This window comes from Nocardia sp. NPDC057353 (assembly GCF_042667085.1).
Classification (GTDB): Bacteria; Actinomycetota; Actinomycetes; order Mycobacteriales; family Mycobacteriaceae; genus Nocardia.
Genome location: NZ_JBHVAK010000016.1, coordinates 78,577 through 104,027 on the forward strand (window position 1 = coordinate 78,577; position 25,451 = coordinate 104,027).

At 70.5% G+C, this 25,451-nt stretch carries 25 protein-coding genes; 13 read left to right on the top strand and 12 right to left on the bottom strand.

Going from position 1 to position 25,451, the window contains the following annotated elements; all coding sequences use genetic code 11:
* Positions 1 to 35: 35 nt before the first annotated feature.
* A complete protein-coding gene (locus tag ACFUUZ_RS11055; protein ID WP_378694863.1) occupies positions 36 to 968 on the bottom strand; it encodes an alpha/beta hydrolase in 933 nt (310 codons plus the stop codon).
* A complete protein-coding gene (locus ACFUUZ_RS11060; protein ID WP_378694865.1) occupies positions 968 to 2,320 on the bottom strand; it encodes a flavin-containing monooxygenase in 1,353 nt (450 codons plus the stop codon). The genes ACFUUZ_RS11055 and ACFUUZ_RS11060 overlap by 1 nt, the downstream gene beginning before the upstream one ends.
* Before the next feature lie 83 nt (positions 2,321 to 2,403).
* On the opposite strand from ACFUUZ_RS11060, the gene ACFUUZ_RS11065 reads away from it, so the two are divergent.
* The gene (locus tag ACFUUZ_RS11065) at positions 2,404 to 3,165 is read left to right on the top strand and encodes an SDR family NAD(P)-dependent oxidoreductase (protein ID WP_378694867.1); all 762 of its coding nucleotides are present in this window, start codon (positions 2,404 to 2,406) and stop codon (positions 3,163 to 3,165) included.
* The gene (locus tag ACFUUZ_RS11070) at positions 3,162 to 3,998 is read left to right on the top strand and encodes an SDR family NAD(P)-dependent oxidoreductase (protein ID WP_378694869.1); all 837 of its coding nucleotides are present in this window, start codon (positions 3,162 to 3,164) and stop codon (positions 3,996 to 3,998) included. Before ACFUUZ_RS11065 ends, ACFUUZ_RS11070 begins: the two co-directional genes overlap by 4 nt.
* On the opposite strand, the gene ACFUUZ_RS11075 is transcribed toward ACFUUZ_RS11070, so the two are convergent.
* Positions 3,955 to 4,263 carry a hypothetical protein gene (locus tag ACFUUZ_RS11075; RefSeq protein WP_378694871.1) on the bottom strand — a complete coding sequence of 103 codons (309 nt, stop codon included), beginning with the start codon at positions 4,261 to 4,263 and terminating at the stop codon, positions 3,955 to 3,957. The two genes, ACFUUZ_RS11070 and ACFUUZ_RS11075, sit on opposite strands and share 44 nt — an antisense overlap.
* A 414-nt stretch (positions 4,264 to 4,677) precedes the next feature.
* On the opposite strand from ACFUUZ_RS11075, the gene ACFUUZ_RS11080 reads away from it, so the two are divergent.
* Positions 4,678 to 5,934: a hypothetical protein gene (locus tag ACFUUZ_RS11080; RefSeq protein WP_378694873.1), complete on the top strand. Its 1,257-nt coding sequence runs from the start codon at positions 4,678 to 4,680 to the stop codon at positions 5,932 to 5,934.
* A complete protein-coding gene (locus ACFUUZ_RS11085) occupies positions 5,931 to 6,551 on the top strand; it encodes a 2'-5' RNA ligase family protein (protein ID WP_378694875.1) in 621 nt (206 codons plus the stop codon). The genes ACFUUZ_RS11080 and ACFUUZ_RS11085 overlap by 4 nt, the downstream gene beginning before the upstream one ends.
* On the opposite strand, the gene ACFUUZ_RS11090 is transcribed toward ACFUUZ_RS11085, so the two are convergent.
* Positions 6,548 to 7,090 carry a hypothetical protein gene (locus ACFUUZ_RS11090; RefSeq protein ID WP_378694877.1) on the bottom strand — a complete coding sequence of 181 codons (543 nt, stop codon included), beginning with the start codon at positions 7,088 to 7,090 and terminating at the stop codon, positions 6,548 to 6,550. The genes ACFUUZ_RS11085 and ACFUUZ_RS11090 overlap by 4 nt on opposite strands.
* 134 nt (positions 7,091 to 7,224) lie before the next feature.
* Here ACFUUZ_RS11090 and ACFUUZ_RS11095 point away from each other — a divergent pair, with 134 nt between their 5' ends.
* On the top strand, positions 7,225 to 7,368 hold the full coding sequence (locus tag ACFUUZ_RS11095) for a hypothetical protein (RefSeq protein ID WP_378694879.1): 144 nt from the start codon (positions 7,225 to 7,227) through the stop codon (positions 7,366 to 7,368).
* On the opposite strand, the gene ACFUUZ_RS11100 is transcribed toward ACFUUZ_RS11095, so the two are convergent.
* Entirely contained in the window at positions 7,365 to 8,492 is a 1,128-nt protein-coding gene (locus tag ACFUUZ_RS11100; RefSeq protein WP_378694932.1) for an NDMA-dependent alcohol dehydrogenase, read from the bottom strand. The two genes, ACFUUZ_RS11095 and ACFUUZ_RS11100, sit on opposite strands and share 4 nt — an antisense overlap.
* Before the next feature lie 100 nt (positions 8,493 to 8,592).
* Between ACFUUZ_RS11100 and ACFUUZ_RS11105 the strand changes: the two genes are divergently transcribed.
* The 6 genes from ACFUUZ_RS11105 (at position 8,593) to ACFUUZ_RS11130 (ending at position 15,708) form a co-directional block, all read left to right on the top strand.
* Positions 8,593 to 10,230 (top strand): FAD-dependent oxidoreductase, encoded by a 1,638-nt coding sequence (locus ACFUUZ_RS11105; RefSeq protein ID WP_378694881.1) that lies wholly within the window; start codon positions 8,593 to 8,595, stop codon positions 10,228 to 10,230.
* 90 nt (positions 10,231 to 10,320) lie between these two features.
* Complete coding sequence (locus tag ACFUUZ_RS11110; protein WP_378694883.1) at positions 10,321 to 11,859, top strand: flavin-containing monooxygenase; 1,539 nt, start codon at positions 10,321 to 10,323, stop codon at positions 11,857 to 11,859.
* Positions 11,856 to 13,133, top strand: a complete 1,278-nt coding sequence (locus ACFUUZ_RS11115; RefSeq protein ID WP_378694885.1) for a cytochrome P450 — start codon at positions 11,856 to 11,858, stop codon at positions 13,131 to 13,133. Before ACFUUZ_RS11110 ends, ACFUUZ_RS11115 begins: the two co-directional genes overlap by 4 nt.
* The gene (locus ACFUUZ_RS11120) at positions 13,130 to 14,194 is read left to right on the top strand and encodes a hypothetical protein (RefSeq protein WP_378694887.1); all 1,065 of its coding nucleotides are present in this window, start codon (positions 13,130 to 13,132) and stop codon (positions 14,192 to 14,194) included. Before ACFUUZ_RS11115 ends, ACFUUZ_RS11120 begins: the two co-directional genes overlap by 4 nt.
* Positions 14,191 to 15,078 (top strand): metal-dependent hydrolase, encoded by an 888-nt coding sequence (locus ACFUUZ_RS11125; protein WP_378694889.1) that lies wholly within the window; start codon positions 14,191 to 14,193, stop codon positions 15,076 to 15,078. Before ACFUUZ_RS11120 ends, ACFUUZ_RS11125 begins: the two co-directional genes overlap by 4 nt.
* A gap of 9 nt (positions 15,079 to 15,087) precedes the next feature.
* On the top strand, positions 15,088 to 15,708 hold the full coding sequence (locus ACFUUZ_RS11130; protein WP_378694891.1) for a TetR/AcrR family transcriptional regulator: 621 nt from the start codon (positions 15,088 to 15,090) through the stop codon (positions 15,706 to 15,708).
* A gap of 105 nt (positions 15,709 to 15,813) precedes the next feature.
* Here ACFUUZ_RS11130 and ACFUUZ_RS11135 read toward each other — a convergent pair whose 3' ends face one another.
* On the bottom strand, positions 15,814 to 16,869 hold the full coding sequence (locus tag ACFUUZ_RS11135) for a dihydrodipicolinate reductase (protein ID WP_378694893.1): 1,056 nt from the start codon (positions 16,867 to 16,869) through the stop codon (positions 15,814 to 15,816).
* 14 nt (positions 16,870 to 16,883) lie between these two features.
* Positions 16,884 to 17,771 (bottom strand): SDR family NAD(P)-dependent oxidoreductase, encoded by an 888-nt coding sequence (locus ACFUUZ_RS11140; protein WP_378694895.1) that lies wholly within the window; start codon positions 17,769 to 17,771, stop codon positions 16,884 to 16,886.
* Between the two features lie 56 nt (positions 17,772 to 17,827).
* Here ACFUUZ_RS11140 and ACFUUZ_RS11145 point away from each other — a divergent pair, with 56 nt between their 5' ends.
* Positions 17,828 to 18,901 (top strand): dihydrodipicolinate reductase, encoded by a 1,074-nt coding sequence (locus tag ACFUUZ_RS11145; RefSeq protein WP_378694897.1) that lies wholly within the window; start codon positions 17,828 to 17,830, stop codon positions 18,899 to 18,901.
* 88 nt (positions 18,902 to 18,989) lie between these two features.
* Positions 18,990 to 19,520, top strand: a complete 531-nt coding sequence (locus ACFUUZ_RS11150; protein ID WP_378694899.1) for a TetR/AcrR family transcriptional regulator — start codon at positions 18,990 to 18,992, stop codon at positions 19,518 to 19,520.
* 257 nt (positions 19,521 to 19,777) lie between these two features.
* On the opposite strand, the gene ACFUUZ_RS11155 is transcribed toward ACFUUZ_RS11150, so the two are convergent.
* From ACFUUZ_RS11155 to ACFUUZ_RS11175, 5 genes are read right to left on the bottom strand one after another with little or no spacing between them, the layout of a single operon-like run.
* Entirely contained in the window at positions 19,778 to 20,851 is a 1,074-nt protein-coding gene (locus ACFUUZ_RS11155) for a dihydrodipicolinate reductase (protein ID WP_378694901.1), read from the bottom strand.
* A 42-nt stretch (positions 20,852 to 20,893) separates the two neighbouring features.
* On the bottom strand, positions 20,894 to 23,053 hold the full coding sequence (locus ACFUUZ_RS11160) for a molybdopterin-dependent oxidoreductase (protein ID WP_378694903.1): 2,160 nt from the start codon (positions 23,051 to 23,053) through the stop codon (positions 20,894 to 20,896).
* 3 nt (positions 23,054 to 23,056) lie between these two features.
* Positions 23,057 to 24,103, bottom strand: a complete 1,047-nt coding sequence (locus tag ACFUUZ_RS11165) for a dihydrodipicolinate reductase (protein ID WP_378694905.1) — start codon at positions 24,101 to 24,103, stop codon at positions 23,057 to 23,059.
* Positions 24,100 to 24,963 carry an SDR family NAD(P)-dependent oxidoreductase gene (locus ACFUUZ_RS11170; protein WP_378694908.1) on the bottom strand — a complete coding sequence of 288 codons (864 nt, stop codon included), beginning with the start codon at positions 24,961 to 24,963 and terminating at the stop codon, positions 24,100 to 24,102. The genes ACFUUZ_RS11165 and ACFUUZ_RS11170 overlap by 4 nt, the downstream gene beginning before the upstream one ends.
* Positions 24,964 to 24,977: 14 nt before the next feature.
* Positions 24,978 to 25,451: an SRPBCC family protein gene (locus ACFUUZ_RS11175; RefSeq protein ID WP_378694910.1), complete on the bottom strand. Its 474-nt coding sequence runs from the start codon at positions 25,449 to 25,451 to the stop codon at positions 24,978 to 24,980.

Below are 25,451 nucleotides of genomic sequence, written 5' to 3' on the forward strand. Positions count from 1 at the left end.
GGACATCCGACGCGGATGTCCGGGCTCTTCTCGTTTCAGGCGGGAGCGAGCACCCGGCTCAGGAACCGCGCCTGGTGGTCGCGGATCGGGTCGTGCCAGCGCTTGCCCGGGTACACCTCGAAGTGGTCGCACGGGTAGCGCCGGACCTGCGCCCGCGCGCGCTTTGCGGCCTTCAGCGCCGCCGCGCGCGGCACGTAGCGGTCGTACTCGGCCAGCTGGAACAGGACCGGGCAGCGCACCTGCGCCGCGGCCCGCACCGGGGCGTTGCGGATCGCGTCGATGGCGATGCTCGCGTTCACCTCGTTGCGCCAGGTCGGCCCGGCGATGGAGAGATAGTCCGCGGTGGCGCCCGGCAGCGTGAGCAGCGCCAACTCGCCCGGCTCGCCGACGGCGGGCAGGGTGACCCGGCTCCGCCCGGCCGCGGCGGCGCGGCGGTCGCGGGCGGCGGTGAAGAGCAGCCGCGCGGTCGTTCCCGCGCGGTGCCAGCCCGGCTCCGCCGCCGGCACCGGGCGGGTGGGCAGTGGGGCCGAGCGCTCGACGGCGCCGGTGACCAGCGGTGTCAGCGCGATCACCGCCGCGATGTCGGTGCGTCCGGCCGCCGCCTCCAGCACTGTTCCGCCCGCCATGGAGACGCCCCACAGCACCAGCCGCTGCGGGTCGACGCCGGGCAGCCGAGCCGCGGCGTCGAGCGCGGCGCGGTAGTCGGCCAGCTGCGCGGCGGGCGAGATCACCTGTCGCGGTGTGCCTTCGCTGGCGCCGAAGCCGCGGTAGTCGAAGGCCAGCACGTCGGCGCCGGCGGCGGCGAGGCCCGAGGCGAAGGAGTCGAGGCCGCAGTCCTTGGTGCCGGCGAAACCGTGCGCCATGACGACGGCCGGGCGTCCGGCGGGGCTCGCCAGGCGATCGGTGCCGGCCGGGAAATGCCAGGCGTGGCACTGCACCCCGGCGGAGTCGAAGGTCGTCTCCAGCATCAGGCCACCAGCTCCCGCGCCGGTGCGGCACCCTGTGCCCGGCGGCGGCCCTCCGGCAGCTCGGTGAGCCGCAACTGCCGCTCGTAGTGGAAGAACTCGACCTGCTGGGTATGCCGTGGGCGATCCAGCACCTGCCCGAGGTAGAGCTGCTCGTCCGCGGTGATGATCCGCTCCATCTCCGCCGCCGCGGGTGGCAGGTACTCCCCCGCCGCGTAGGCGGCGATCAGCCTGGCCTGGCACTCCACGAACGGAAACAGCGTCGGCACCGACTGGGCCAGCCCGGCGAACGCCAGGTCCGGGGTGCCCGGCCGCAGGATTCGCTTATAGAGCCGGATGCGGTTGCCCGGCGCGCTGAGGAAGTCCGGGTCGAAGAAGGGGAAGGTGATGTTGTACCCGGTGGCGTAGATGATGACGTCGAATTCGGCGCTGCTGCCGTCGGCGAAGCGCACCAGCGAGCCGTCCAGCTCGCTGATGTCCGGCTTCGGCAGCACGTCGCCGGAGCCGAGCCGCAGCGGCAGCTCCACCGACTGGGTGCCGTGCGCGTCCAGGAACCGGTGCTGCGGGCGCGGCAGCCCCCAGCGCTCCGGGTTGCCGGAGATGAACTCGGCGAAGGCGTTCACCGCAGCGCGGTAGACCGGGCGCGGGACGAAGGGCAGCGCCGCGCCGTACTTGTCGACCGGCCGCCCCGCCATGTACTTCGGCACGATCCAGGAGCCGGAGCGGGTGGAGAGGTACACGGTATTGCCGAGCGCCCGCGAGGAGAGCTCCACCGTGATGTCGGCGGCGCTGTTGCCGAGCCCGACCACCAGGATGCGCTTGTCCCGCAGGTCGAGCGGGTGCGCCGGGTCGATGTAGGCGTGCGAGTGGATCACCTCCCCGTCGAAGTGGCCGGGGAAGTCGGGGAAGCGCGGGTCCCAGTGGTGGCCGTTGGCGACCACCAGGAACTCGGCCTCGCGCTGCTCGCCGGTGCCGAGGTGCAGCGTCCAGCCGCCCTCGGGGCGGTGTTCGGCGCGGACCACCGCGGTGCCGAACTCGATGTTGTCGAGCAGGTCGAAGGAGGCGGCGTAGTCGTCCAGGTACCGCTTGATCAGGCTGTGGTGCGGGAAGTCGGGGTACGACTCCGGCATCGGGAAGTCGCGAAAGGACAACTGGTACTTCGAGGTGTCGATGTGCAGCGACCGGTAGGCGCTGGAATGGCCGTTCGGGTTGCCGAAGGCCCAGTTGCCGCCGATGCGGTCGGACGCCTCGAAGCAGGTGTACGGAACGCCGTAGTCGGCGAGCATCTTCCCCGCGGTCAGCCCGGCGATGCCCGCGCCGATGATCGCCGTCGAAGACGGCTGGAACACTCCCATGTCGACAAACCTTCTGTTGGTATTTCGGTATGTCGAATAGTATGGCAAACGGTCAGCTGTCGGCAGGAAAAACCGGAGGTACCGTGAGCAACGATCGAACAGCCGTGGTGATCGGCGGGGCCTCCGGGCTCGGCGCGGCCACCGCCCGCGCCGTGGCGGCCACCGGCGCCCGGGTCCTGGTCGCCGACCGCGACGGCGCGGGGGCCCGCGCCGTCGCCGAGGCGATCGGCGGCACCGCGCGGGAAACCGAGATCACCGACGAGGCGTCGGTGGCGGAGCTCTTCGCCGAGGCGGCCGCGCTCGGGCCGGTGCGCACCGTCGTGAACACCGTCGGCACCAGCTTCTGGGGCCCGATCGCCGAGCACGACACCGCCGAGTGGCGCCGGGTGCTCGACACGAACCTCGTCGGCGCCTTCCTCGTGCTCAAGCACGCCGGCCGGGTGCTCACCGACGGCGGCGCCATCGTCTCGCTGACCTCGCTGAACGGCAGGCAGCCCGGCGAGGGGCTCTCCGCCTACTGCGCCTCGAAGGCGGGGCTCTCCATGCTCACCCAGGTCGCCGCGCTGGAACTGGCGCCGCGCGGCATCCGGGTGAACGCCATCGCTCCCGGCCTGGTGATCACCCCGCTCACCGAGGGCATCGACGGCATTCCCGGCATCCGCGAGGACTACCTGGAGAACACGCCGCTCGGCCGCCCCGGCACCCCCGAGGAGGTCGCCGCCGCCGCCGTCTTCCTCTGCTCCGACGAGGCGAGCTGGATCACCGGCGAGGTGCTCGACATCAACGGCGGCGCGCACCTCATGCGGTACCCGAACCTGCGCAAGCACCTGGCGGCGCTGGGATGAGCGAGCGCTTCACCGGCCGCACCGCCCTCGTCACCGGCGGCGGCTCCGGCATCGGCGCCGCGCTCACCCGCGCGCTCGTAGCGGCCGGTGCGCGGGTGCACTGCGCCGACATCGACGCCGAGGCCGCCGCCCGGGTGGCGGCCGCCGCTACCGGGCCGGGCAGCGCGATCGGCGTCGAGCTCGATGTCACCGACGCGGCCGCCGTCGAGGCGGCGGTCGCCGCGGCCGAGCCACTGGATCTGCTGTTCAACAATGCCGGGATCGTGATCGGCGGCCCCACCGAGGAGCTGACGCTCGACCAGTGGAACCGCATTATCGACATCAACCTGCGCGGTGTCGTGCACGGAATCCAGGCGGCCTACCCGCGGATGATCGCCGCCGGCAGCGGCCACATCGTCAATACCGCCTCGGCGGCCGGGCTGATGGCCTCCGGGTTGCTGACCAGTTACTGCGCCACCAAGTTCGCCGTGGTCGGGCTCTCCGAGGCGCTCCGCACCGAGGCCGTGCACCACGGCATCGGCGTGACCGTGGTGTGCCCGTCCGCGGTCGAGACGCCCATCCTGGACAGCACCACCGGCAGCCGGTTCGCCGGCCGCTCCTTCTTCCTCGGCGCCGAGAACACCGAGCGGGCCTACTCCCCCGACCGGCTCGCCGCCGACGTCCTCACCGCAGTCGCCCGCAACCGCGCCCGGGTCGTCGTGCCCGCCCGCACCAGGGCGGGGTGGGTGATCGGCCGCATCGCGCCCGGCTTCCTCGCCCGCCGCACCGCGCGCTACGTCCGCACCCAGTTCACATCCGCCCCGAATCCGGAGTCACCCGTCCAGCCTCGATAAGGGTTTGGAAAGCGGCGGCCTTCCGTGCGCACTCATTCAGCAGGCAGTCGCGGTGATTCTGCATTTCGCGGTGCGCTCGGTCCGCCGTGAACGTTTCGGCAGGTGCATCGTGCGTCCAGATTTCTGACGTGGCGTGGACAGGATCGGCGCCCGGCGTCGGTTCGGCCGCGCTCAAATCGCGGCCCGGACTGGTCGCCAGCATCATCACGCCGGCCAACAGCCCAATCGCTCCCACACTCGCCACCCCGGCGAGCAGCAGATTCACCCACAGCGGCATATCCTCAGCCCCCGCTGCCCAATTCGGTCTGCACCGGTAGCCGGAGTGGAGAGGCGCCCATCGCGACCGGAGCACTTGCATAGGCGAGCGAAAGGGTGATCACCGAAATCCTCCGTGGCGAAGCAGTAGAACGGGCGGTGGTACCCGGCACCGGGGGCGTTTCGCCACTGGCCCGCCACTCTGGCGGGCTGGTGCGCCGGACGGGGGTCCAGGCGTCAGCCCGGTACCGGGTACCGCGTTCGACTCTGGCCCACAACGGGTTTGACGCGGACTGGGCGTTCGTTGGGGTACTGTTGGGCTTCGGTAGGGGTTTGCCCAGGTCAGCACTACAAACGTAGGCAGAGGGCGATGATACGAGGGCGGGCATGGACCGGTTTCGAAGCAGCCGCATTGCAGGAGGCCATGAGAAAGTCGGTCCGTGACTTCGCGGCCCTGCTCGGTGTGGACACAACCACGATCGCCAATTGGCGCAGCGGCCTGAGCGCTGTAGTCCCACGTTCGAACACCCAGGCAATTCTGGATACGACGTACCAGTCGAGGGCATCTGACGATGACCGAGCCAGATTCGAGCAAATCGTCGCTGAAGGCGAAGCAGCGTGGCGGGATCGACACGCGCACACGCCTGCCGTGACTCCCCCACCGGACATCGCCACCGCCGATGCCGAAGCGGCATTACGTCCCGATCAGGGAGTCTCCGACGAATTACTGACGGTGCTCGGCCGTATTCGAAAGCTGAGTCGAACTCTCGATCTCGACGTCATCGATCAGCTGCACGACAGCACGTACCGGAGTATCGCCCGGTACGAAACGCTCGACGTGGCTGCGCTGGTCGCGCCTCTCGAGAAGCAACGCGCCTGGTTGGAGGAACTCATCGATGGATGCAGCCATCCGGCGCAGCGAAGTCGATTGTCGAGGATTGCCGGCATGACCTCGGGTGTGCTCGGCTACATCGCCGTCGGATGTGCCCGGATATCACTCGCACGGGCCTACTGCCAGGAGTCCTTCCAGCTCAGTGACTACGCCCACGACGATGATCTCGCAGCGTGGGCACGCGGCCTCCAAAGCTTCTGCGAATACTATGCGGGCCGATTCGACAAAGCACTCCACTACGCGGAGGACGGACTCGAGCGTTCCGGGGCCGGGCCGCAGGCTATTCGGCTGGCGATCAATGGGGTCGCGCGAGCCTGCGGCAAACTCGGCGATGTCGACGGCGTGCACCGCGCCGTCGACCGGGCATACGATTTGTTGCCGGGAGCCGATGCACCGGTAGGCGTACCGTCCAGCATCTCGCTGGAGAGTTACAGTCCGGCACAGATCGCCGGGAACGCGGCCACGGCCTATTTGTCGTTGGCGGAATCGGACCGGGTCGAGCTGTTCGCCGGTGTGGCGCTGTCAGAAATGACCGACGCCAACTCTCCGTGGGGCCGTTCACTGGTGATGATCGACGTGGCACGGTCGCGCGTTCTCAGCAAGGACGGTGACCTGGACGCCGCGGTGGCGATCATGCTCGAGGCGCTGACGCCGACGCGCGGTAAGCTCATGCTGCAAGTTCAGCGGCGGGGTTCCGAGTTCGTGCACGACGCTGCCGCGCGGTGGGGAACGACGCCGGAACTGCGGACGGTGGCGGACGTCTTGGCGAGCAGTCGTGAGGAGCGATGACGAGCACGACGGACAGCTCACGCCCGCAACCCCGTGACAGGCACACCGGCCCGCTCGGTCATTACTGGTTTCTGACCTTCGAGCACGCGCGGGAACTTCATGCGCTGACGAAGACCTGCCAGCGGAAGATCGACCCTGCCCACTTCAATGTGACACCGGTCGACGGACTTCATCTCACGTTGGACCGGATCGCCCATGACGGAGCAAGTGCACCGGAGCAACGCGCATCCATCGCGACGGCCGCGCGCCAGATCTGCGCAGATCAGGCGCCGGTCGCGCTCAGGTTCGAGCGGCTGACCAATCTTCGCGGTGCGGTCGGATTCGTCGCCTCGCCTGCCGAATCTGTTATTGCCCTCCGCGATTCGCTGAGAGAGGCGACGTTGTTCGCACTGCCGGATGCGCAGGTGAAAGACTCGTCATCCCCACCGCACGTCACGATTGCCTACCCGATCTATGAGGGGCTATCTGGGCGAGCAGCGGCGACTGCGGAGGCGATGAACGCGACGATCGAAGGCATCGACGTCGTCGTCTCAGAGGTAGTAATGGTCGCGTTGGAACAGCGCGGAAATCTGTATTCGTGGCAGATCGCAGCACGAGTTCCGTTGAAAGCCAACTAGAGTAAAAGCGTGTTGCGGACACATCGGCGTTGCGGACGGGCGGCGGACGCCTCGGGTTGAAGGTGACGTTCACGCACGGTCTGTGCGGTGGTCAACTCGTCGCAAAGTTTCGCTAGCCGAGGGTGACGGTCGATGAGCATCTGTCCCTGGGGCGGATGCCATTTGCCGAGCGCTTCACTGATTTCGGTAGCGGTCAATCCGGGGTATTCGCGCACGCGCCGGATGGGCAGGGCCACACCATGGCCGGCGGGGGCGAGGTAGTTGCGCACCGGGGCTCCGTTGCCGGGCCGGGCGCGTTCGGCGAGTTCGGCGATCTCGTCGGGGCTGCCGGTGATCGGCGCGTCGAGGTCAATGACCGCGATCAGCGTGCTGGTAGGCGCGGTGAGGTAGACGTACCAGGTTGATGCGCTCGTGGTGGGGTAGCGCTTGCGGTATTCGTAAACCTTGTCCCCGGCCATGATCAGGTCGTAGTACTCGGCGTGCAGTGACATCAAAACCCGGGGCCGCGGTGCGCCGACGTCGTTGAACAGGTCGGGCACTTGCGTCTCCCCTCGGCCGGTCGCCCCCCGTTGCAAGGGCAACGGCGTGTCTGGCCGGGCAGTCTAGCGCCGGACCCGGCGCATACGAGGCGAAGCCTGGCCACGGCGTTTCGCGGTGAACACCTGGATCCTCGATGCAGTCCGTGATCGGCGGACATGCGCAAGATGCGGAAGCCGACGCGATGGCGACCGATACGATCGGCTTTTCTCGTGAGTCGTGGACGGACAAGCGGCGCGCCCTGCTGACGCCGCCGGCTCATTCTGAACTGATCAGTTAGCGATCGGCGTCCGTGAAGGTAATGACTCCCCGGATATTGCGCCCCTCCAGCATGTCGCGATAGCCGTCGTTGACATCTTCCAACCGGTACCTGCGCGTCACCATGTCGTCGAGGTTGAGCTTCCCCGCCCGATAGAGCGCCAGCAGCCGCGGAATATCGTGCTGCGGATTTCCCGCACCGAAGATTGTGCCCTGAACGTTCTTCTGGAACAGAGTCAGCATCGAAAGGTTCAGCGTCGTCTCGGTCTCGAGAACGCCACCCATGGCCACGACGACGCAGGTGCCCGCCTTCGCGGTGAGCGCCAGGTACAGGTCGAGGTCGCGGCCCTCCATGCGGCCGACGGTGACGATCACCTTCGCCGCCATCCCGCCCGCCGTCAGCTCGGGTACGGCGGCGAACACGGCGGCCATGTCGGGGAAGGCGTGGGTCGCGCCGAAGTGCAGCGCCTGCTCGCGCTTCCAGGCGATCGGATCGATCGCGAAGACGTATCTGGCCCCGGCCAGTACCGCCGCTTGAATGGCAGCCGCGCCGAGACCGCCGATCCCGATCACCGCGACATCCTCGCCCGGCCGCACATCCGCCGACCGCGCCACCGCGCCGAACCCGGTTGTCACTCCGCAGCTCAGCAGGGCCGCGACCGCGAACGGGATCTCCGGATCGATCTTCACCACGGAGCTGCGGTGCACCACCAGGTACGGCGCGAAGGTGCCGAGCAGCGACATCGGATACACGTCGCGCCCGCGCGCTTGCACCCGGAACGACCCGTCGCTGACGGAGGTGCCAGCCAGCAGCCCGGCACCGAGGTCGCAGAGATTGGTCCGGCCCGCCCGGCAGGACGGACATCGGCCGCAGGCCGGGATGAACGAGAGCGCGACGTGGTCACCGACCGCGATATCGTCCACTCCCGCGCCGACCTCGATGACGACGCCCGCCCCTTCGTGCCCGCCGAGGATCGGGAAGGAGGCCATCGGGATGTCGCCGGTCACGAGGTGGTGATCGGAGTGGCAGAGCCCGGCCGCCTCCATCCGGATCTTCACCTCACCGCCGCGCGGCTCCCCGATCTCGATCTCCTCGATCGACCACGGCTGGTGGAAGTCCCAGATCAGCGCACCCTTGGTCTTCATCGACCGGCCTCCTCGCACGAACGCAATCGCCCACATCCTAGCAGAAAGCCTTACTGTTACTCTTACAGTATTTGTCCGCACCGACCCGAGGATCGAGCGCATGGCCTACGTCATCACCCAGCGGTGCTGCAACGACGCGAGCTGCGTCGCCGAGTGCCCGGTCGACTGCATCCGCCCGACCCCGGGTCAGCCCGAGTTCGCCACCGCCGAGATGCTGCACATCGACCCCGACACCTGCATCGACTGCGGGGCCTGCGCGGACGCTTGCCCGGTCGACGCGGTCTTCGCCGTCGAGGATCTGACCGCGTCGCTCGAGCGCTACCGGGACATCAATGCCGAGTACTTCGAGCGCCACCCGCTGGAGGCCGGGTTCGCACCGGCCCCCGCACCTGGCCGCGTGCCCAAGGAGCTGGGGACGCTGCGGGTGGCGATCGTCGGCGCGGGCCCGGCCGCCTGCTACGCCGCCGACGCCATCCTGCGGCGCGCCGATTCCCAGGTCGAGCTCTTCGATCGGCTGCCGACGCCGTGGGGGCTGGTGCGCGCCGGGGTGGCGCCGGACCACGCGGGCACCAAGACGGTGTCGGGCATGTTCGAGGCGGCGTTCCGCCGCGACACGCTGCAGTACTACCTCGATGTCGAGGTCGGCACGCACATCACGCACGAGGAGCTGCTGGCCCACCACCACGCTGTGATCTACGCCGTCGGGGCGGCCACCGACCGCAGGCTCGGGGTGCCCGGCGAGGACCTGACGGGCAGCGTCTCGGCGACGGAGTTCGTGGCCTGGTACAACGGCCACCCCGACTACGCCGACCGCAGTTACGACCTGTCCGGCGGGCGCGCCGTGATCGTCGGCAACGGCAATGTCGCCCTCGACATCGCCCGGGTGCTGACCCTCGACCCGGACGAGCTGGCGAGAACCGATATCGCCGACCACGCCCTCGAGGCGCTGCGCGCGAGCAATATCAGCGAGGTCGTGATCCTGGGGCGGCGCGGCCCGCTGCAAGCGGCGTACACCACCCCCGAGTTCCTGGCGCTCGCGCACCTGGAGAACGTCGACGTGGTGGTGTCCACCGACGACCTCGGCGCCGAGGAGATCGACCCCGCGCTGCGCATGAAGTACACGCTGGCCGAGGAGTACGCGCGTGCCCCGCGCGACCTCGCGCACAAGCGCATCGTGTTCCGCTTCCGCGCCTCCCCCACCGCGCTGCTCGGCACGGACCGGGTGACCGCGGTCGAGTTCGCGCACAACGAACTCGTCGAAGAGAACGGGCAGATCAGCGCCGTGCCCACCGGCCGAACCGAGATTATCGAGACCGGGCTGGTACTGCGCTCCATCGGCTACCGCGGCCGGCCGGTCCCCGCGCTGCCCTTCGACGACCGAGCCGGCGTAGTCCCCAATGAGCGGGGCCGGGTGCTCGCGGACGGCGAACCCCTCCCCGGGGTCTATGTCACCGGCTGGATCAAGCGCGGCGCCCGCGGCGTGATCGGCTCCAACCGGGTCGACTCCGAGGAGACGGTCGAGCAACTCCTCGCCGACTTCGCCGCGGGCAGACTCGCGGCCCCCGGCGGCGACCGCGCCGCACTACGCGAACTGGTCGAATCCCGCCGGCCCGGCTTCGTCGACCGCGCCGGATGGAAGGCCATCGACGCCGCCGAGAAGGCCGCGGGCGCGGCGACCGGCCGCCCCCGCGTCAAATTCACCACCAGGAAAGCCCTGCTGGACGCGGCCCGCGAGTGACCACCGGCCGCACCCCTGGACTCAGGCGATACACCGGTGCTACTAATGTATCGTCAGCCATTCGGTATGGCGAACAGCAAGGGGTGCGACATGGTGGACGGAGGCGCGACCCCCCACGTCGAGGTCGCGATCATCGGGGCGGGACCGGCCGGCATCGCGACGGCACACCTGCTCGGGAAACAGGGCGTCACGTCGATGGCGATCCTGGAGCGCGGCGCCGACTTCGGCGGGTCGTGGCGCGACAACCGCTACCCCGGCCTCGCGGTCGACATCCCGTTCCCGTGGTACCAGTTCTCCTTCGCGCGCAGCAGCGACTGGAGCCGGGTATTCGCCACCGGGGCCGAGATCCAGGCCTACTTGACCGGCACCGCACGGCGGCTCGGGCTCTACCCGCTGCTGCGCCCCGGCTGCACCGTTCGCCGGCAGCAGTGGGACGCCCGGGCGCGGATGTGGCGGCTGGACATCGAGGGCGGCCCGACGGTCACCGCCAGATTCCTGGTCAGCGCCGTCGGTGGCTACGTCGACGCCAAAGAGGGTGGTGACATCCCCGGGCTGGACTCCTTCGCCGGAACGGTGCTGCGGCCGAATGCCTGGGACAGCTCCTACGACACCGCGGGCAAGCGCGTCGCGGTCGTCGGCACCGGCTCCAGCGGCGTGCAGATCGTCGCCGCGCTCTCGGGCACGGTGGCGGCGCTCGATGTCTATCAGCGCACGCCGAACTGGATCCTGCCGAAGACGGACTTCCGGATCACCGCGCCGGTGCGCGCGGCGCTGCGCCTCCCCGGCGTCGCCGCGGCCGTGCACGTGGCGGGCAGGCTCGCCTTCGACCTCGCGTTCCTCACTCCGGTCGTGCACCTGCTGCCGAAGCTTCCGGAGCGGCTGCTGCTCGGCGCCTTCCGCGCCTACGACGCGGGCGCTCGGCAGGCCTTCCGCGCACTGCTGCGGCTGACCGTCGACGACCAGGACGTCCGGCGGAAGCTGCTGCCCCGGCACGGCATCCTCGGCAAGCGTCCGGTGATCTCGAGCAGCTACCTCCCGGCCTTCAACAACCCCGCGACCCGGTTGATCACCACCCCGATCGAGTGCGTCACCCCGACCGGGATCAGGACCACCGACGGGGTCGAGCGCGCGGCCGACCTGATTGTCACAGCGGTCGGCTACCACCTGTGGACGGACCCCGAGACGTACCGGCCCGGAACCGTCGTCGGAGCGGACGGTTTCGACCTGGCCCACTACTACCGCGACCACGGCCTGCACAGCTACGCGGGCACCGCGCATCCGCGGTTGCCGAATCGCTGGGAGATCGTCGGCCCGTACGGCTTCGTCGGGGTGGGGTGGACGGACTTCGTGGAGACCATCGCCGCGCACGTGGCCCGGGTGATCGGTGTCGCCCATACGCGGGGCGCGACCGTCGTGGAGGTGCGCGAGGAGGCGTTCGACGCCTGGGACGCCCGCATGCGGCGGGCCGGGCGGACCGCGCACCTCTACCTCGGCCGCACCCACCCGCACGTGCCCAGCTACTACGTCAACTCGCAGGGCGAGAGCGTGTACCACCGGCCGCAGACCATCACCGGCGCCAGGCGCTTCGCCAGGCGCTCGTCCCTCGCCGACTACCGGTTCACCCGATGAAGCCGCGCGAATTCTCCGGGGCACTGCGCGATTCGGTGCGGATGATGGGCGCGGGCGTCCTCGAGGACCGGCGCCGGACAGCGGCCGCGGCCGCCGGGCCGGACGTCGCGCGGACCGTCTTCGACCCGACGCATCCGTCCTCGATCGCGGACCCGCACGCCGACCTCGCAAGCCTCCGCGCGCACCGCGTCGCGGTCAACGAACGCCTCGACGTCTGGATGCTCGCCCGGCACGCCGATGTCCTCGCGGCCACGCGCGCGCACGACACCCTGTCGTCGCGCTCCGGCATCCTGCTGCGCTCGACCGCGATGCCCGGCGTGGTGAGCACCGACGAGCCCGACCACGCGCGGCTGCGCCGGGTGACCGCGGGCGCGTTCACCCCGGGCGCGGTGCGCGCACTGCGCGATTCGCTCGCCGAATTCGCCGCTCCCGGGATCGACGCGCTGGCAGGCGGCGACGTCGTCGACCTCGTCCCCGCGCTGACCGCCCCGCTGCCGGTATCGGCGATCTCGCTGCTCCTGGGCCTGGACCGCGCCCGGTGGGACGACCTGGGCCGCTACTCGGACGCCTTCACCGCCCTGTTCGCGGTGCGCTCGGCCGCCGACGTCCTCGCCGCCGCGGGCCGGGCCTTCCCCGGCATGCTCACGATCCGCCGGCTCGTCCTGGACGAGCTCGACCGGCGCCGGGACGAACCCGGCGACGACGTCTTCGGCCGGGTCCGCCGCGCGCTCGACGCCGGTGTCGTGTCGGAGGTGGAGGCGCTGGTCGCGGTCGTGATCCTGCTCATCGCCGGATCGGAGACCACGACGAACCTGCTCGGCATGCTCCTGGTCCGGCTCGCCCGCGACCCCGCCCTCTACGACCGGCTGCGCGCCGACCGCACGCTGATCCGGGCCACGACCGAGGAGACGCTGCGCTGGGGCTCCCCGGTGCAGTGGGTCGCCCGCACAACACTGGCCCCCTTCGCGATCGCGGAGACCGTGATCCCGCCGCGCTCCCGGGTCGTCCTGTTCTACGCGGGAGCCAACCGCGACCCGGACCGCTTTCCCGACCCCGACCGCTTCGACATCGATCGTCCCGACACCGGGCACGTCGCGTTCGGGCACGGAATCCACTTCTGCATGGGCGCGCAGCTCGCCCGGCTCGAGGTCGAGGTGGCGCTCGACCGGCTGCTCGACACCGTCGAGCGGATCGAACTCGCCGGGCCGGTGCGGTGGACCACGACGCCCTCGCTGTCCGGCCCGACCTCGATCCCGGTGCGGAGGCTGCGATGACCGGGCAGTGCCATCCCGATATCGACGCGCTCACCCGCGAACTCGGCTTCAGCTGCCACGACGCGCCGCCGATCGTGCGCGTGAGCAACCCGTTCGCCCTGGCCAACTGGACACTTCCGGTGCTGGAACTGGTGATCGTCCTGGGCGCGGCGTTCGCACTGGGCTGGGCCGTGTATCGGCTGCGCCGCGACGGCGATCCGGTGAACCTGCTGCTGTGGTTCGTTCCGATCGGCTACCTGCTCATCGTCGAACCGCCGATGTACTTCCCGAGCGTGTTCGGCACCGAGGAGCTGCTCGGCGCCGTCTTCGCGCACAACGTGTTCACGGTGCAGTTCCTCTACGACCGGCTACCGCTCTACATCGTCGCGCTCTACCCGGCGATCATGACGCTCGCCTACGAGATCGTGCGCGGCCTCGGCGTCTTCCGCGACCGCGGCATCGTCGTCGGCGCGCTCTGTGTCGGTTTCGTGCACCACTGCTGCTACGAGGTGTTCGACCAGCTCGGTCCCGGGTTGCGATGGTGGGCGTGGAATTACGACAACGCGATCAACCAACCGGCGCCGGCGGCCGTCCCGATGAGCAGCGTGCTGTTCTTCGCCGCCGTCGGCCCGGCGCTCACCACGCTGCTCGTTCTGCTGCTCGTCGGCAGACCGGGAACCCGGGCACCGAGCCGGTTGGTGCTCCGCGGTCTCGCGGCCGCGATCCTGATCCCCGTCGGCCTGGTTCTGACCAATATCCCGATAGCGCTCGCCGGGTACGTCTCGACCGACGGACCGTGGCGGGTCGCGGTCTATGTGGCGTATCTGGCGCTGTTCGCGGCGGTCGGCGGAGCAACGCTGGTGCATCAGTGGCGGCGCGGGCGCGCCCTCCCACCGAATCCCTACGTGCGGGTGTTCGGCCCGCTGTACCTGATCGCCCTCGCGGCACTGTGGCTCGCCGGGCGGCCCGCCGACAGCGGCCCCGCAGGCAGCCTCCCGTACGCGACGGTGTGCTTCCTCATCGCGGCGGCCGCCATCGCGGCGGTCTCCCTCTCCCCGGCAGAAAGCGAGGTAAAGCCATGACGGACCTGGTGATCCGGAGACTCCCGTTCGACTTCGAGGACGACGTCCCGTTCGACTGGAATCCCCAGAACCCGGCGTTCTCCACCTACATGAACATGGTCTCGATCATCGCCATCTGCTTCGAGAAGATGGTGGTCGCCGCGGTGCGCGAGGCGATGCCGCTGATCACGGACCCGGAGGCGGCCGCGGAGGCCGACGCCTTCCTGCGGCAGGAGGCCCAGCACGCGGGCGCCCACCGCCTGCACGTGCGCGCGCTGATCCGCCGCTACCCCGGGCTGCGGGAGACCTTCGACGCGGCGCAGGCGGCCTACGACGAACTCACCGCCACCACCGCACTGCCGTACCGGCTGGCCTACATCGCCGACCTGGAGGCCACCTTCACCCCGTTCTTCACCATGCTCCTCGACCACGAGGAACACCTCTTCCGGCCCGGCGACGACCGGGTCGCCTCGCTACTGCTCTGGCACTTCGTCGAGGAGGTGGAGCACCGGAGTTCGGCGCTCGTCGTCTACAACGCCGTCGTACCCGACCGGTTCTACCGCACCCGGGTACTGCCCCGGGTGATCGCGCACCTGTTCGGGATGGTCGAGCTCATCAGCGACGGCATCAATACCCATGTGCCGCAGGCGGAACGCCGGATCGACGCGCACACCATCCGGCCGCTCCCGGGGCTGATCGCCGCCGTTCGCCATCGCCACCGCCCGACGCCCGCCTTCGCGCGCATCGGCTGGCCGCGGAAGCTGTCGGCCATCGGGGGCGTCCTGCTCAGCCAGACGCCCTACCACGACCCGGGAAAGGCGCCGATGCCCGCGTTCGCGGCGGACTGGTTCGCGCGCTATGCCCGCGGCGACGACGTCTGCCACTGGTACGGCAGCCGCCGCTAGGCTCGGCCCATGCGAACCCACGGCTGGAGCGGAGCCCCGCCCGCCACCGACGAGGAGGCCGTGCGCCGCATCATCGACGCCACCCACCGGTGTGTGCGGCGGGTCGGCTCCCGGACCACCCTCGCCGTGGTCGCGACCGAACTCGGCGTCAGCCGCGCGACCGTGTACCGCTACTTCCCGAGCACGGCCGCGCTGCTGATCGCCGCCGCCGAGGACGGCACCCGGCGCTTCATCGAGCGGCTCGGTGTCCGACTGCGCGGGGTCGACGATCTGTCGGAAGCGATCATCGAGGGTGTCGTGCACACGGTCACCCAGGTGTCCGACGAACCGTATCTCCAGCTGCTGCTCGACGAACCCAGCCACACGCTGCTGCGCAGCGTGACCTCCTCCGCCGCGCGGGAAATCGCCCAATCGGTCCTGACCGAGGGCGGCTGGTCGGAAGTGACGGTGGCAGACGAGGTCTTCGACGAGCTGATCGAGTGGGCGCTGCGCGTCGTGCAGTCGTTCCTCTCCGACCGCGGCGACCCGCCGCGCGATGCCGAACAGCTGCGTGCCTACCTGCACCGCTGGCTCGCGCCCGCGATCCAGGCCAGGACCGGGCGTCCCGGCGTCGGCACACCGACGCGGTGACCTTCCGGCGCGGCGGCCCGGCCGGGCGCACCGCGCGATTTCATGGGCACCCGGCTGCACTGACCAGCCGGCGGCGTGGGCGGCATCGAGCTGCGCCGCCGGTCCCTATCGGATGATGCGGGCGGCGGGGACCGGCAGGTCCGCGTAGGTGACGATGCCGGGCCGCGCGGCGACGACGTGCGGAATCGCGTGCACGATCGGCATCGCCGTGATCCGCATCCCGATCCCGTGCATGTCCGCGGCGGTGAGCGTGTCGAGCGGCTGATCGGGCAGCAGGCCGAGGGTCAGCGTGACCTTCGGGTTGCCGTCGACCTCGATCCGGTACCCGTGCTCGGCGGGCATCGGCGGCTCCACCTCGTGATCCATCACCCAGCGCTGATGCAGGTCGATCAGCTCCCTGCCGCCGCTGATGCCGACGAACCGCACGTCCAGCCCGGCGACGGTCCCGGCCGCGACGGGCCGCCCGGGCAGGTCGAGATCGCGCTTGGCGGCGGCGAATTCGACGCGGCACTCGACGGCGTCGAGCGTGATGCCGAGACAATCCGCGAGGACGTACACGCCGTCCTCGAAAACCGCGACCGCGGCGCGCACGTCGTCGGCGTGGCCGGGATCGCCCAGCGGCCGCCCCCAGCCGAGCGCGTCCATGTTCGAGTCCGCGGCGAAGTGGCTGACGTCGACCGATTCCACGGTCCTGATGTGCCGCACCTCGCTACAGATCCCGGTGGCGACCGCGCCGAGCAACTGGGTGTAGCCGGGGTTCATGCCGCTGCCGAAAAGACTCGCCCCGCCTTCGCGGGCGGCGGCGTCGAGGCGCTCGCGCAGTTCGGGAACGCTGTGGCCGGTGAGGAATTCGGCGGTGGTCACCACATTGATCCCCGCGCGCAGCAGCCGCTCGACCACCTCCGCGTCCAGGTGCAACGGCGTGTAGACGACGCAGTCCGGCTTCAGGGCGAGCAGCGCCGGGATGTCGGCGGATGCCTCGACCCCGCACGGCTCGGGCAGGCCGCAGAGCAGCGCGGCATCGCGGCCCGCCTTCTCCGGCGACCAGGCGTAGCAGCCGACGAGTTCGAGCAGGGGGTGCCGCAGCACGGCGGGGACGGCGGCGCGGGCGACATTGCCCGTCGTCCACTGGACGACCCGCAGCGGGGTGGTGTCGAGCATGGTGTAGTCGCCTTTCAGAGCAGGTCGGTGATGGTTTTCAGACCGGCGTCGTAGAGCACGCCGGGCAGCATGCCGCCGTCGATTTCGATCGTCGTTCCGTTGATGTAGTCGGCTTGGCCGGAGCAGAGGAAGACGCAGGTGCGACCGACCTCGGCCGGGGTGCCCGCGCGCCCGAGCGGCACGGCGGCGAAGTAGTCGCGGCCGTCGGGGTCGTCGGCGGGGAGCACGAACTGCTGGAAATTGTCGGTCATGGTCGGGCCGAGCGCCAGGCAGTTGACCCGCGCGTGCGCGCCCCACTCCTCGGCCAGCGAGCGGGTCAGGTGGTTCAGCCCCGCCTTGGCCGCACCGTAGGAGACCAGGCTCGGGGAGCCGGCCGGATGCCCCGCGCCGCTGGAGATATTGATGATGGCGCCGCGCTCGGCGCCGGTGCGCATCTCCCGGTAGACGCGGACGGCGAACCAGAGCGGGCTGATCAGATTCATCTGGACGGCGAAGGAATGGAACAGCGCCGTGCGGGTGAACTCGTCGGCGGCCCGCGGCGCGGCCTGCATCCGCTGCACGAGTTCGGGAACCGCTTCGGCGTGCGGGGTCGGGACGGTGCCGCCCGCGTTGTTGACCAGGATGTCGACCTTGCCGAAGCGTTCGACCACCCGCCCGACGAACCGGTCGATCCCGTCGGGATCGCCCTGGTCGCACACCCACTGGAAGGCCCGCGACCCCGCGCCGGGAACGGTATCGGCGCCGGGCAGCGCCGGAAGCTCGCGGCGCGAGCAGCCGACCACCGTGGCGCCCGCCCTGAGCAGTTCGTGCGCGATGCCGACCCCGACACCGCGGCTGGTGCCCGTGACTATCGCGACCTTGCCCGCCAGGACGTCGGATTCCGCAGGGGTTGTCTCCGTCATGGCTAAAACATAAAGTGCTTTATGATTTCAGACAAGCACTCGAGAGGGATCGCCCCATGACCCACCGCGTCATCCAGTTCTCCACCGGCAACGTGGGCAGGGAGGCGTTGCGGATGATCATCGAACGCCCCGACCTCGAACTGGTCGGAGTGCACGCCGCGTCGCCGGAGAAGCAGGGCCGCGATGCCGCCGAGCTGTGCGGGCTCGACGCCCCGACCAGGGTGAAAGCCACCGGGAACCTGGACGAGCTGCTCGCCCTCGACGCCGACTGCGTGGTGTTCACCGCGCAGGCCGAGACCAGGCCGGAGGAGGCGCTGGTCGACCTGTGCGCGCTGCTGCGCTCCGGGCTCGACGTGGTGGCGACCTCCTTCGTCTGGCTGGTCAACCCGCGGACCGCGGACGCCTGGATCGTCGATCCGCTCACCCACGCCTGCCGGTTCGGCAAGAGTTCGCTGTACGTCAACGGCATCGACCCCGGGTACTCCGGCGACACCCTGGCGCTGGCCGCGCTCAGCCTGGCCGGGACCGCGGAGCGCGTCGTCGTGCAGGAGGTCTTCGACTACGCCGACTACGACGACGGCAACTTCACCGGCGCCACCTTCGGCTTCGGCGCGAACGCGGACGCCGAACCGGTACTCATGGCGCTGCCCGGCGTCGTCACCTCGGCGTGGGGCGGCAGCGTCCGCCTGCTGGCCGAGGCGATCGGCGTCGAGCTGGACGAGGTCCGCGACCGGTGGGAGACCTGGGCGACGCCGACCGCCATCGACTGCGTCATGATGCGCGTGGAACCCGGCGGGGTCGCCGCGGTGCGCTTCGCCGCCGAGGGCATCCGCGACGGCGTCCCGGTGATCGTGGTCGAGCACGTCAACCGGCTCACCCCCGCCGCGGCGCCGGACTGGCCCTACCCGCCCCCGGGCCGGGCCGGCGTGCACCGCGTCCTGATCGAGGGCAATCCGGGGATCGAGATCAACAGCCACGTCGGCCTCGGCGAGATCAGCGAGACCCACGCCGGCGTCGTCGCCACCGCGGCCCGGGTGGTGAACGCCATCGACGCGGTGCGCGCGGCACCGCCGGGGATACTCGGCGTCACCGACCTCCCGGCCGGGTACGCGGGACGTGTGATGGGGTGAGGCGGTGTCTCCCTCCCTCGAATCGAGAGCGCGCCCGACCCGCCCGAACACCGGCCGCCAGGCGCGCGCCGAAGCGACCCGCGACCGCGTGATCGAACAGACCGTCGCCTGCATCCTGGAGCGCGGTTTCGCCGCGGCCAGCGCCAAGCACATCGCCGAGCGCGCCGGGGTTTCCTGGGGCGTGATCCAGTACCACTTCGGTGACCGGGACGGCCTGCTCGCCGCGGTGATCGAAACCGGCCTGCGCGAACTCATCGAGGCGATGAACTCCGCCGAGATCCCCGACGCCCCGCCCCGCGCGCGGATCGAGGCGCTGGTCGCCGCCGGCTCCCGCGCCTACACCACACCGCTGGCCAGAGCCGGGCTGGAGATCCTGGTCGCCACCAGGACCGAACGGCACGCCGCGCTGGACGAGCAGCTCGAGCCCTTCGGCCGCGAGGTGGGCAGGCTGGCGCGGCTGGCCGCACCCGGCGGCGACACCACCGCGGGCCGGGTGCTGCTGCTCGCCCTACGCGGAATGGCGCTGGACCGGCTGCTGTTCGGAGGCCCGCTCGACAGCGAACGTGACCACGCGGCCATCGTCGACGTCGTGCTCGGCTACCTCGAGCACGACCGGTAGCGCGCGGCCCCGGCCTGCGGTCTGCTCACCGGTCGGGGTCGCCGCCGAGGAGGTGCGCGTAGGGATCGTTGTCGGCGCCGATGTTCTCGGGCATCGGGTAGTAGGTCTTGATCAGCAGGTCACCGTCGGCTGGCCGAGCGGGTGGGAACCCTGGTCATCTTCCGGTCCTTTCCGGCAGCAGTGCGCGCGACGGCGAACTCCCCCTATACTTGGACACTAATATAGACGGCTGTCCAGGTATAGGCGGTCGCCGAAAGTCACCACATGAGGCCCTTGAGGACGGCGACCTGCGGGATGTCCTCGATCGAGACCAGCCCGGCGGGGGCGTCGCAGACCCAGTCGATCGCATTGACCACCCGGGCGGCGGTCGAGATACAGCCGGCGTCGGTCGAGTCGAACAGCGGGTGCGAGACGTGGGTATTGATCTCGACCCGCGGATCGCCCTCGACCACCACCCGGTGCACGCCGCTGTGGCCCTCCGGCGGGTAGTCCCAGTCCGGCGCGGCGGCCGGGGTGAGGCGGTTGATGTGCTCGAGACTGAGCACCACCTTCCCGTTCAGCACGCCCTCGGTGGCGAACCGGACCGCGGCCATCTGGCCGGGCAGCACCGTCATCATGGTGCAGTCGATGCGCTCGGGCGTGAACCACCGCTCGGTGCGCTGCCTGGTCTCGTCCAGGGTGATGCCGAGCGCGGCGGCCAGGCTGCGCACCTGCCCGCCCCACATGGACTCGACCACGCCGGGCAGGTACAGCGGCGGCAGCTCCTCGTCCTCGGCGACACCGAATCCCATGGCGGCGCCGGTGAATTCGGCGTCGTCGTAGTTGCCGTAGTCGAAGATCTCCTGCACCGCGACCGACTCGACCCTGGCGGCGAGGCTGAGCGCGGTGTGCACCAGGGTGTCGCCGGAGTAGCCCGGGTCGACGCCGTTGATGTACAGCGAGGAGCCGCCGGCGGCGCACGCCTTCTCCAGCGGCTCGCGCACCCAGTCCTCGGCGTGCCGGGGAGCGGCCATCCACACCAGCGACGAGCCGACCACGTTGATCCCGGCGGCGAGGATCGCGGAGAGCTGGTCGATCGCCTCCACCGGCCTGGTCTCGGCGAGCGCGGTGTAGACCACGCAGTCCGGCCGCAGGGCCAGCAGCGCCTCGACGTCGTCGGTGGCGATGACGCCGGTGGGCTCGCTCCAGTCGCAGAGCTCGGCGGCGTCCCGGCCGATCTTGGCGGGGCTCGCGGCGTGCACCCCGGCCAGCTCGAGGTCGGGGCGGCCGATGATGGCCCGCAGCGCGTGCCGCCCGACATTACCGGTGGAGAACTGGACTACTTTTCGCATATTTTCCTGCCTCGATCCTGAATTGTGCCCGAACCTGTCGGTTCAGGCATTGCTCACCGCGATCGGCACCCCCGTCAACCGCGACATCCCGGCCAGCGCCTCGATATCCCCCGGTTCACTCGACATCAGCAGGTTCACGTTCACGCCGCCCACCCGGTTGGCGAGCCGCCACCCCCCGGTGCCCCGGTGCCCGTACCCGTGCGGAATGGCGACGGCGCCGCGCACGATATCGGTGGTCAACTCGACCGGAAGCTCGATCGCCCCGGTCGCCGAGCGCACCCGGACGAGCGCGCCGTCGGCGATCCCGAGTTCGGCGGCGTCCGCGCGGTGCATGACGGCACGGTGCGGCCGGTCGGCTCCCCGGCGCAGCAGTGGCGCGTTGTGCATCCAGGAGTTCTCCGACCGCGGTTCGCGCATGCCGATCAACCGCAGCGGGTAGCGCTCCGGGCCTTGCCCGTGGCGCAGCGCCGCGATCTCGCGGCCGATCTCCTCGTGCCGGAGGTGTACCCGCCGGTCCGGATACGCGAGCACCTGGTCGAGCACGCCGGTTTCCAGTTCCGGCGCCAGTACGACGCCGTGCGGGTGCTCACCGCTCAGCCGGTCGAAGGTCAGTCCGGTGCGGCGCAGCCGGGCGCCGCCCTGCGACAGGCGGATGATCAGATCCGCGACGGGCCGCGGATGGAAGCGCCGCCCGGCCAGCCGCAGCGCCGTCCGGACGCCGGCCAGCACGGCGAAAACCGGAGTACGCCGCGACATTCGGCGCATCAGGTCGTCGATGATCTCCCACTCCGTCCGGGCTGAACCCGGCGGCTCCAGCACCGCCTCGGTGACCTGCCGGAACGGCGTCGCCTGGAACTGCTGGAAGGTGAGCGCGAAGTCGTCGCGCTCGTACATCGTGGTCACCGGGAGCAGGTAGTCGCAGCGGGCGGCGGTCTCGGTGCGGTAGAAGTCGAGCCCGACCATCAGGTCGAGCTGCTCGGTCGCCGCCTCCAGTTCGTCCCCGTTGGGCACCGAGAGCACCGGGTTCCCCGCGCTCACGAAGAGCGCGCGGATCCGGCGCGGGCCGGGCGTGGTGATCTCCTTGGCCATCAGCGCGGCGGGTTCGGCGCCGATGACCGAGCCGAAGCCGCCGATGCGGCCCCGCTTGCGCCGGTAGGCCCGGCGCAGCAGCGCGCCCATGACCAGCATCGCCCACCGCTGCCCCGGGATGCCGAGCGTGCTGAAGACGCTGCCGCCCGGGGTGTCGAGATTGCCCGCCACCAGGTTCACGGCGTCGATGAGGTAGTTGGTCAGCGTGCCGTACTGCCCGACGCAGGTTCCGAACCGGCCGTAGACGGCGGCGCGCGGGTTCCCGGCGAGCGCGCGGGCCAGCGCGCGCACCCGGTCCGGGGCGATCCCGCTGCGCTCCGCCGTGACCTCGGGGGTGAAGGGCGCGGCCTGCTCGCGCAGCCAGTCCAGCCCGCGGGCGGTGCTCCGGGAGCGGTCGCCGTCGGCGAACATGACCTGGAGCAGCGACAGCAGCAGGAAGGCGTCGGTGTCGGGGACGATGCCGAGCCACTCGTGCGCGGCGGCGGTCTCGGTCCGGCGCGGATCGATGACGACGACCCGGCCGCCGCGCGCGGTGATGTCGCGCAGCCGGTCCTTGATCCGGGGCGCGGTCAGGAAGCTGCCGTGCGAGACCAGCGGGTTCGCGCCCATGACGACGAGCAGGTCGGTGCGGTTCAGGTCGGGGATCGGCACAGCCAGCGGTGAGCCGTAGAGGAACTGGCTGGCCAGCAGCCTGCTGCTGGTGTCCTGGGTGGAGGCGGTGAAGTAGTGCGACTGCCTGCCGATGCCCTTGATGAAGGCGATGACCCCCATCAGGTGCGAGTAGCTGAACGCGGCCGGATTGCCCATGTACCAGCCGACCGCGCCCGACCCGTGCGCGCGCAGCACCCGGGTGAGGCGGTCGGCGATGTCGGCCATGGCCTCGTCCCAGCTAACCTCCTCGAACCCGTCCGGCCCCCGGCGCAGCGGCGTGGTGACCCGGTCCGGATCGTTGACCACCTCGGTGAAGGCGATCCCCTTCTGGCAGGCGAAACCGCTCGACAGCGGGTGCTCGCGATCCGGGCGCAGGGCGGTCAGCCGCCCGTCCTCGACGGTCGCGATCATGCCGCAGAGCGGTTCGCAGATGCGGCAGAAGGTCACCGCGGTCTCGGTCATCGGTCACCGTCCGGCGAGGTTGGCCGTCATCGGCGGCAGGTCGGCATAGGTGACGATGCCGGGCGCCGCCGCCACCACGGCGGGAATGACGTTGATCGCGGGCGAGGCCGTCAGCACCGTGCCCATCATCGCCATGCCCTCGGCGGTGAGTTGCTCGAGGTCCGCCGGGAGGAAGTCGACCCGCATGATCACCCGCGGGTCGGCGTTCACCTCGACGGTGTAGCCCATGTCGGTGGTCCAGGCGGGCTCGATCTTGCTGCCGAGGGTCCAGCGGGCGACCAGCTCGATCACCGCGGCCCCGCCGACGATGCCGGACCAGGTGATCTCGATGCCGGCAACCGTTCCCGCGGTGACGGTGCGCGCGGCGACCTTCAGATCCTCGGTGGCGTGGGCGAATTCGACGTCGTAGCGGATCTCGTCCAGCTCGACGCCGAGCACCCGCGCCGCCACCTCCACCGCGTCGCGGAATTCCGCGACGCCCGTCGCGACGTCGTCGGCGTGGCCGGGGTCACCGGCCGGCCTGCCCCAGCCGAAGTCGTCCTGGTTCCCGTCCGCGGAGAGGACCATCAGGTCGAACTGCTCGATCACGCGCAGCGAGCGCAGATTGCGTGTCACCCCGGAGGCGGCCGCGGCCAGGTACTCGATCCACCCGGGATTCACGCCGCTGCCGAACAGGCTGGCGCCACCGGCCGCGGCGGCCCGCTCCAACCGGGCCCTCGACTCGGCGCCCAGTGCGGCGCCGGTCATGAACTCCGCGGTGGTGACGATATTGATCCCGGCCTCGAGCAGCCTGCTCAGGTGCTCGACGTCGGGGAACAGCGGCATGTAGGAGACGGCGTCGGGTCGCAGCGCGATGATCGCGTCGATGTCGTCGGTGGCCGCGACGCCGAGTGTGCGGCCGAGCCCGGCCAGGTCACCGGCGTCCCGCCCCACCTTGTCGGCGCTGAAGGCGTACAGCCCGACCAGCTCCATGTCGTCGCGCTCGACGATCGACCCCAGTGCCGCGCGCCCGACATTGCCGGTGGTCCATTGCACGATCCGCAGTGTCACAGCGGATTCCTTTCCTCGACGGACGGTGACTTCGTGGTGCGTCGACGCGAGGTCACGCGCGAACCGCGCGCGAGCAGCGTCGTGTAGGAGACGCCGAGCAGGCGCGGGAGGGCAGCGGCGACGCGGCCGTCGGGGCCGACCAGAATCCGTGCCCGCCCCCGGTCCACGCCGCGCAGGATCGTGCGCGCGGTGCGCTCCGGCGTGGTCAGCGCCGCCTTGTCGAACAGTGTCCGCGCCACCTCGGCGTCCTCGGCGCTGGTGCGCATGTTCCTGCCGAAATTGGTCTTCACCACGCCCGGGTGCACGCAGTGCACGGTGACCGGGCGGTCGTTCATGATCATCTCCTGGCGCAGGGTCTCGGTCAGCCCGCGCACCGCGAACTTCGAGGCGCAGTAGGCACCCTGCGCGGGGACGGCGATCAGCCCGAAGGCGCTGGACAAGTTGATCAGCCGGGCCGGGCGGTCCGGGCTCCCGGCCTCGATGAGCTGCGGCAGGAAGGCCGTGGTGCCGTTCACCACGCCGCCGAAATTGATGCCGAACAGCCAGTCCAGATCCGCCGGGTCCATGCTCTCGATCTCGGCCATCAGGTCGACACCGGCATTGTTGAACAGCATCGAGGCCGGCCCCAGATCGGCACGCACCTGCTCGGCGTGCGCACGCACCGCGGCCCGGTCGGCGACGTCGAGCCGGTAGGTGACCACGCTGTCCGGCGCACAGGCCGCGCTGGTCGCCGCCAGCCCGGCGGCGTCGATGTCCGAGGCCGCCACCCGGGCGCCATCGGCGGCCAGCGCGATGGTCAGCGCCCGCCCGATACCGGAGCCCGCGCCGGTGACGACCGCGACCCGGTTGCGATATTTCACGGATGATCTCCCCTTCACCGGCGCGCGGCGCCGGACTCGATGATGGCTCCGATGCGCGCGACGGAGGTCTCCAGGTTCCGCCGCAGGTCGGCCCGGCGATCCCGGACCAGGAGGAACAGCCATTCGAACACCAGGACCGAAGCGGGGAGCGCCACGCACATCCGGAACTCCTCGGTCAGCCGGGTGCTGTCACCACTCGGCTGCAGGCGGTAGGTCCACTGCGTCCAGTCCCCGCCCATGGCCTGGACCACGAACGAGAACCGTTCGCTCGGAATCGATTCGACGATCGTCGCGTCCGTGCGCCAGACGCCGAGCCGCCGCCGGTTCCAGGAGCGGAACCCGGCCGGGCCGAGCCGCCGCACACGCACGGTCTCCGGGCTCCACTCCGGGATCCGGGTGACGTCGGAGACCAGCGCGTATACGGCGGCGGCCGGGGCGGCGATGTCGATCGATGCGCTCAGGACCTCGCCCTCCCGGATCCGGCCCAC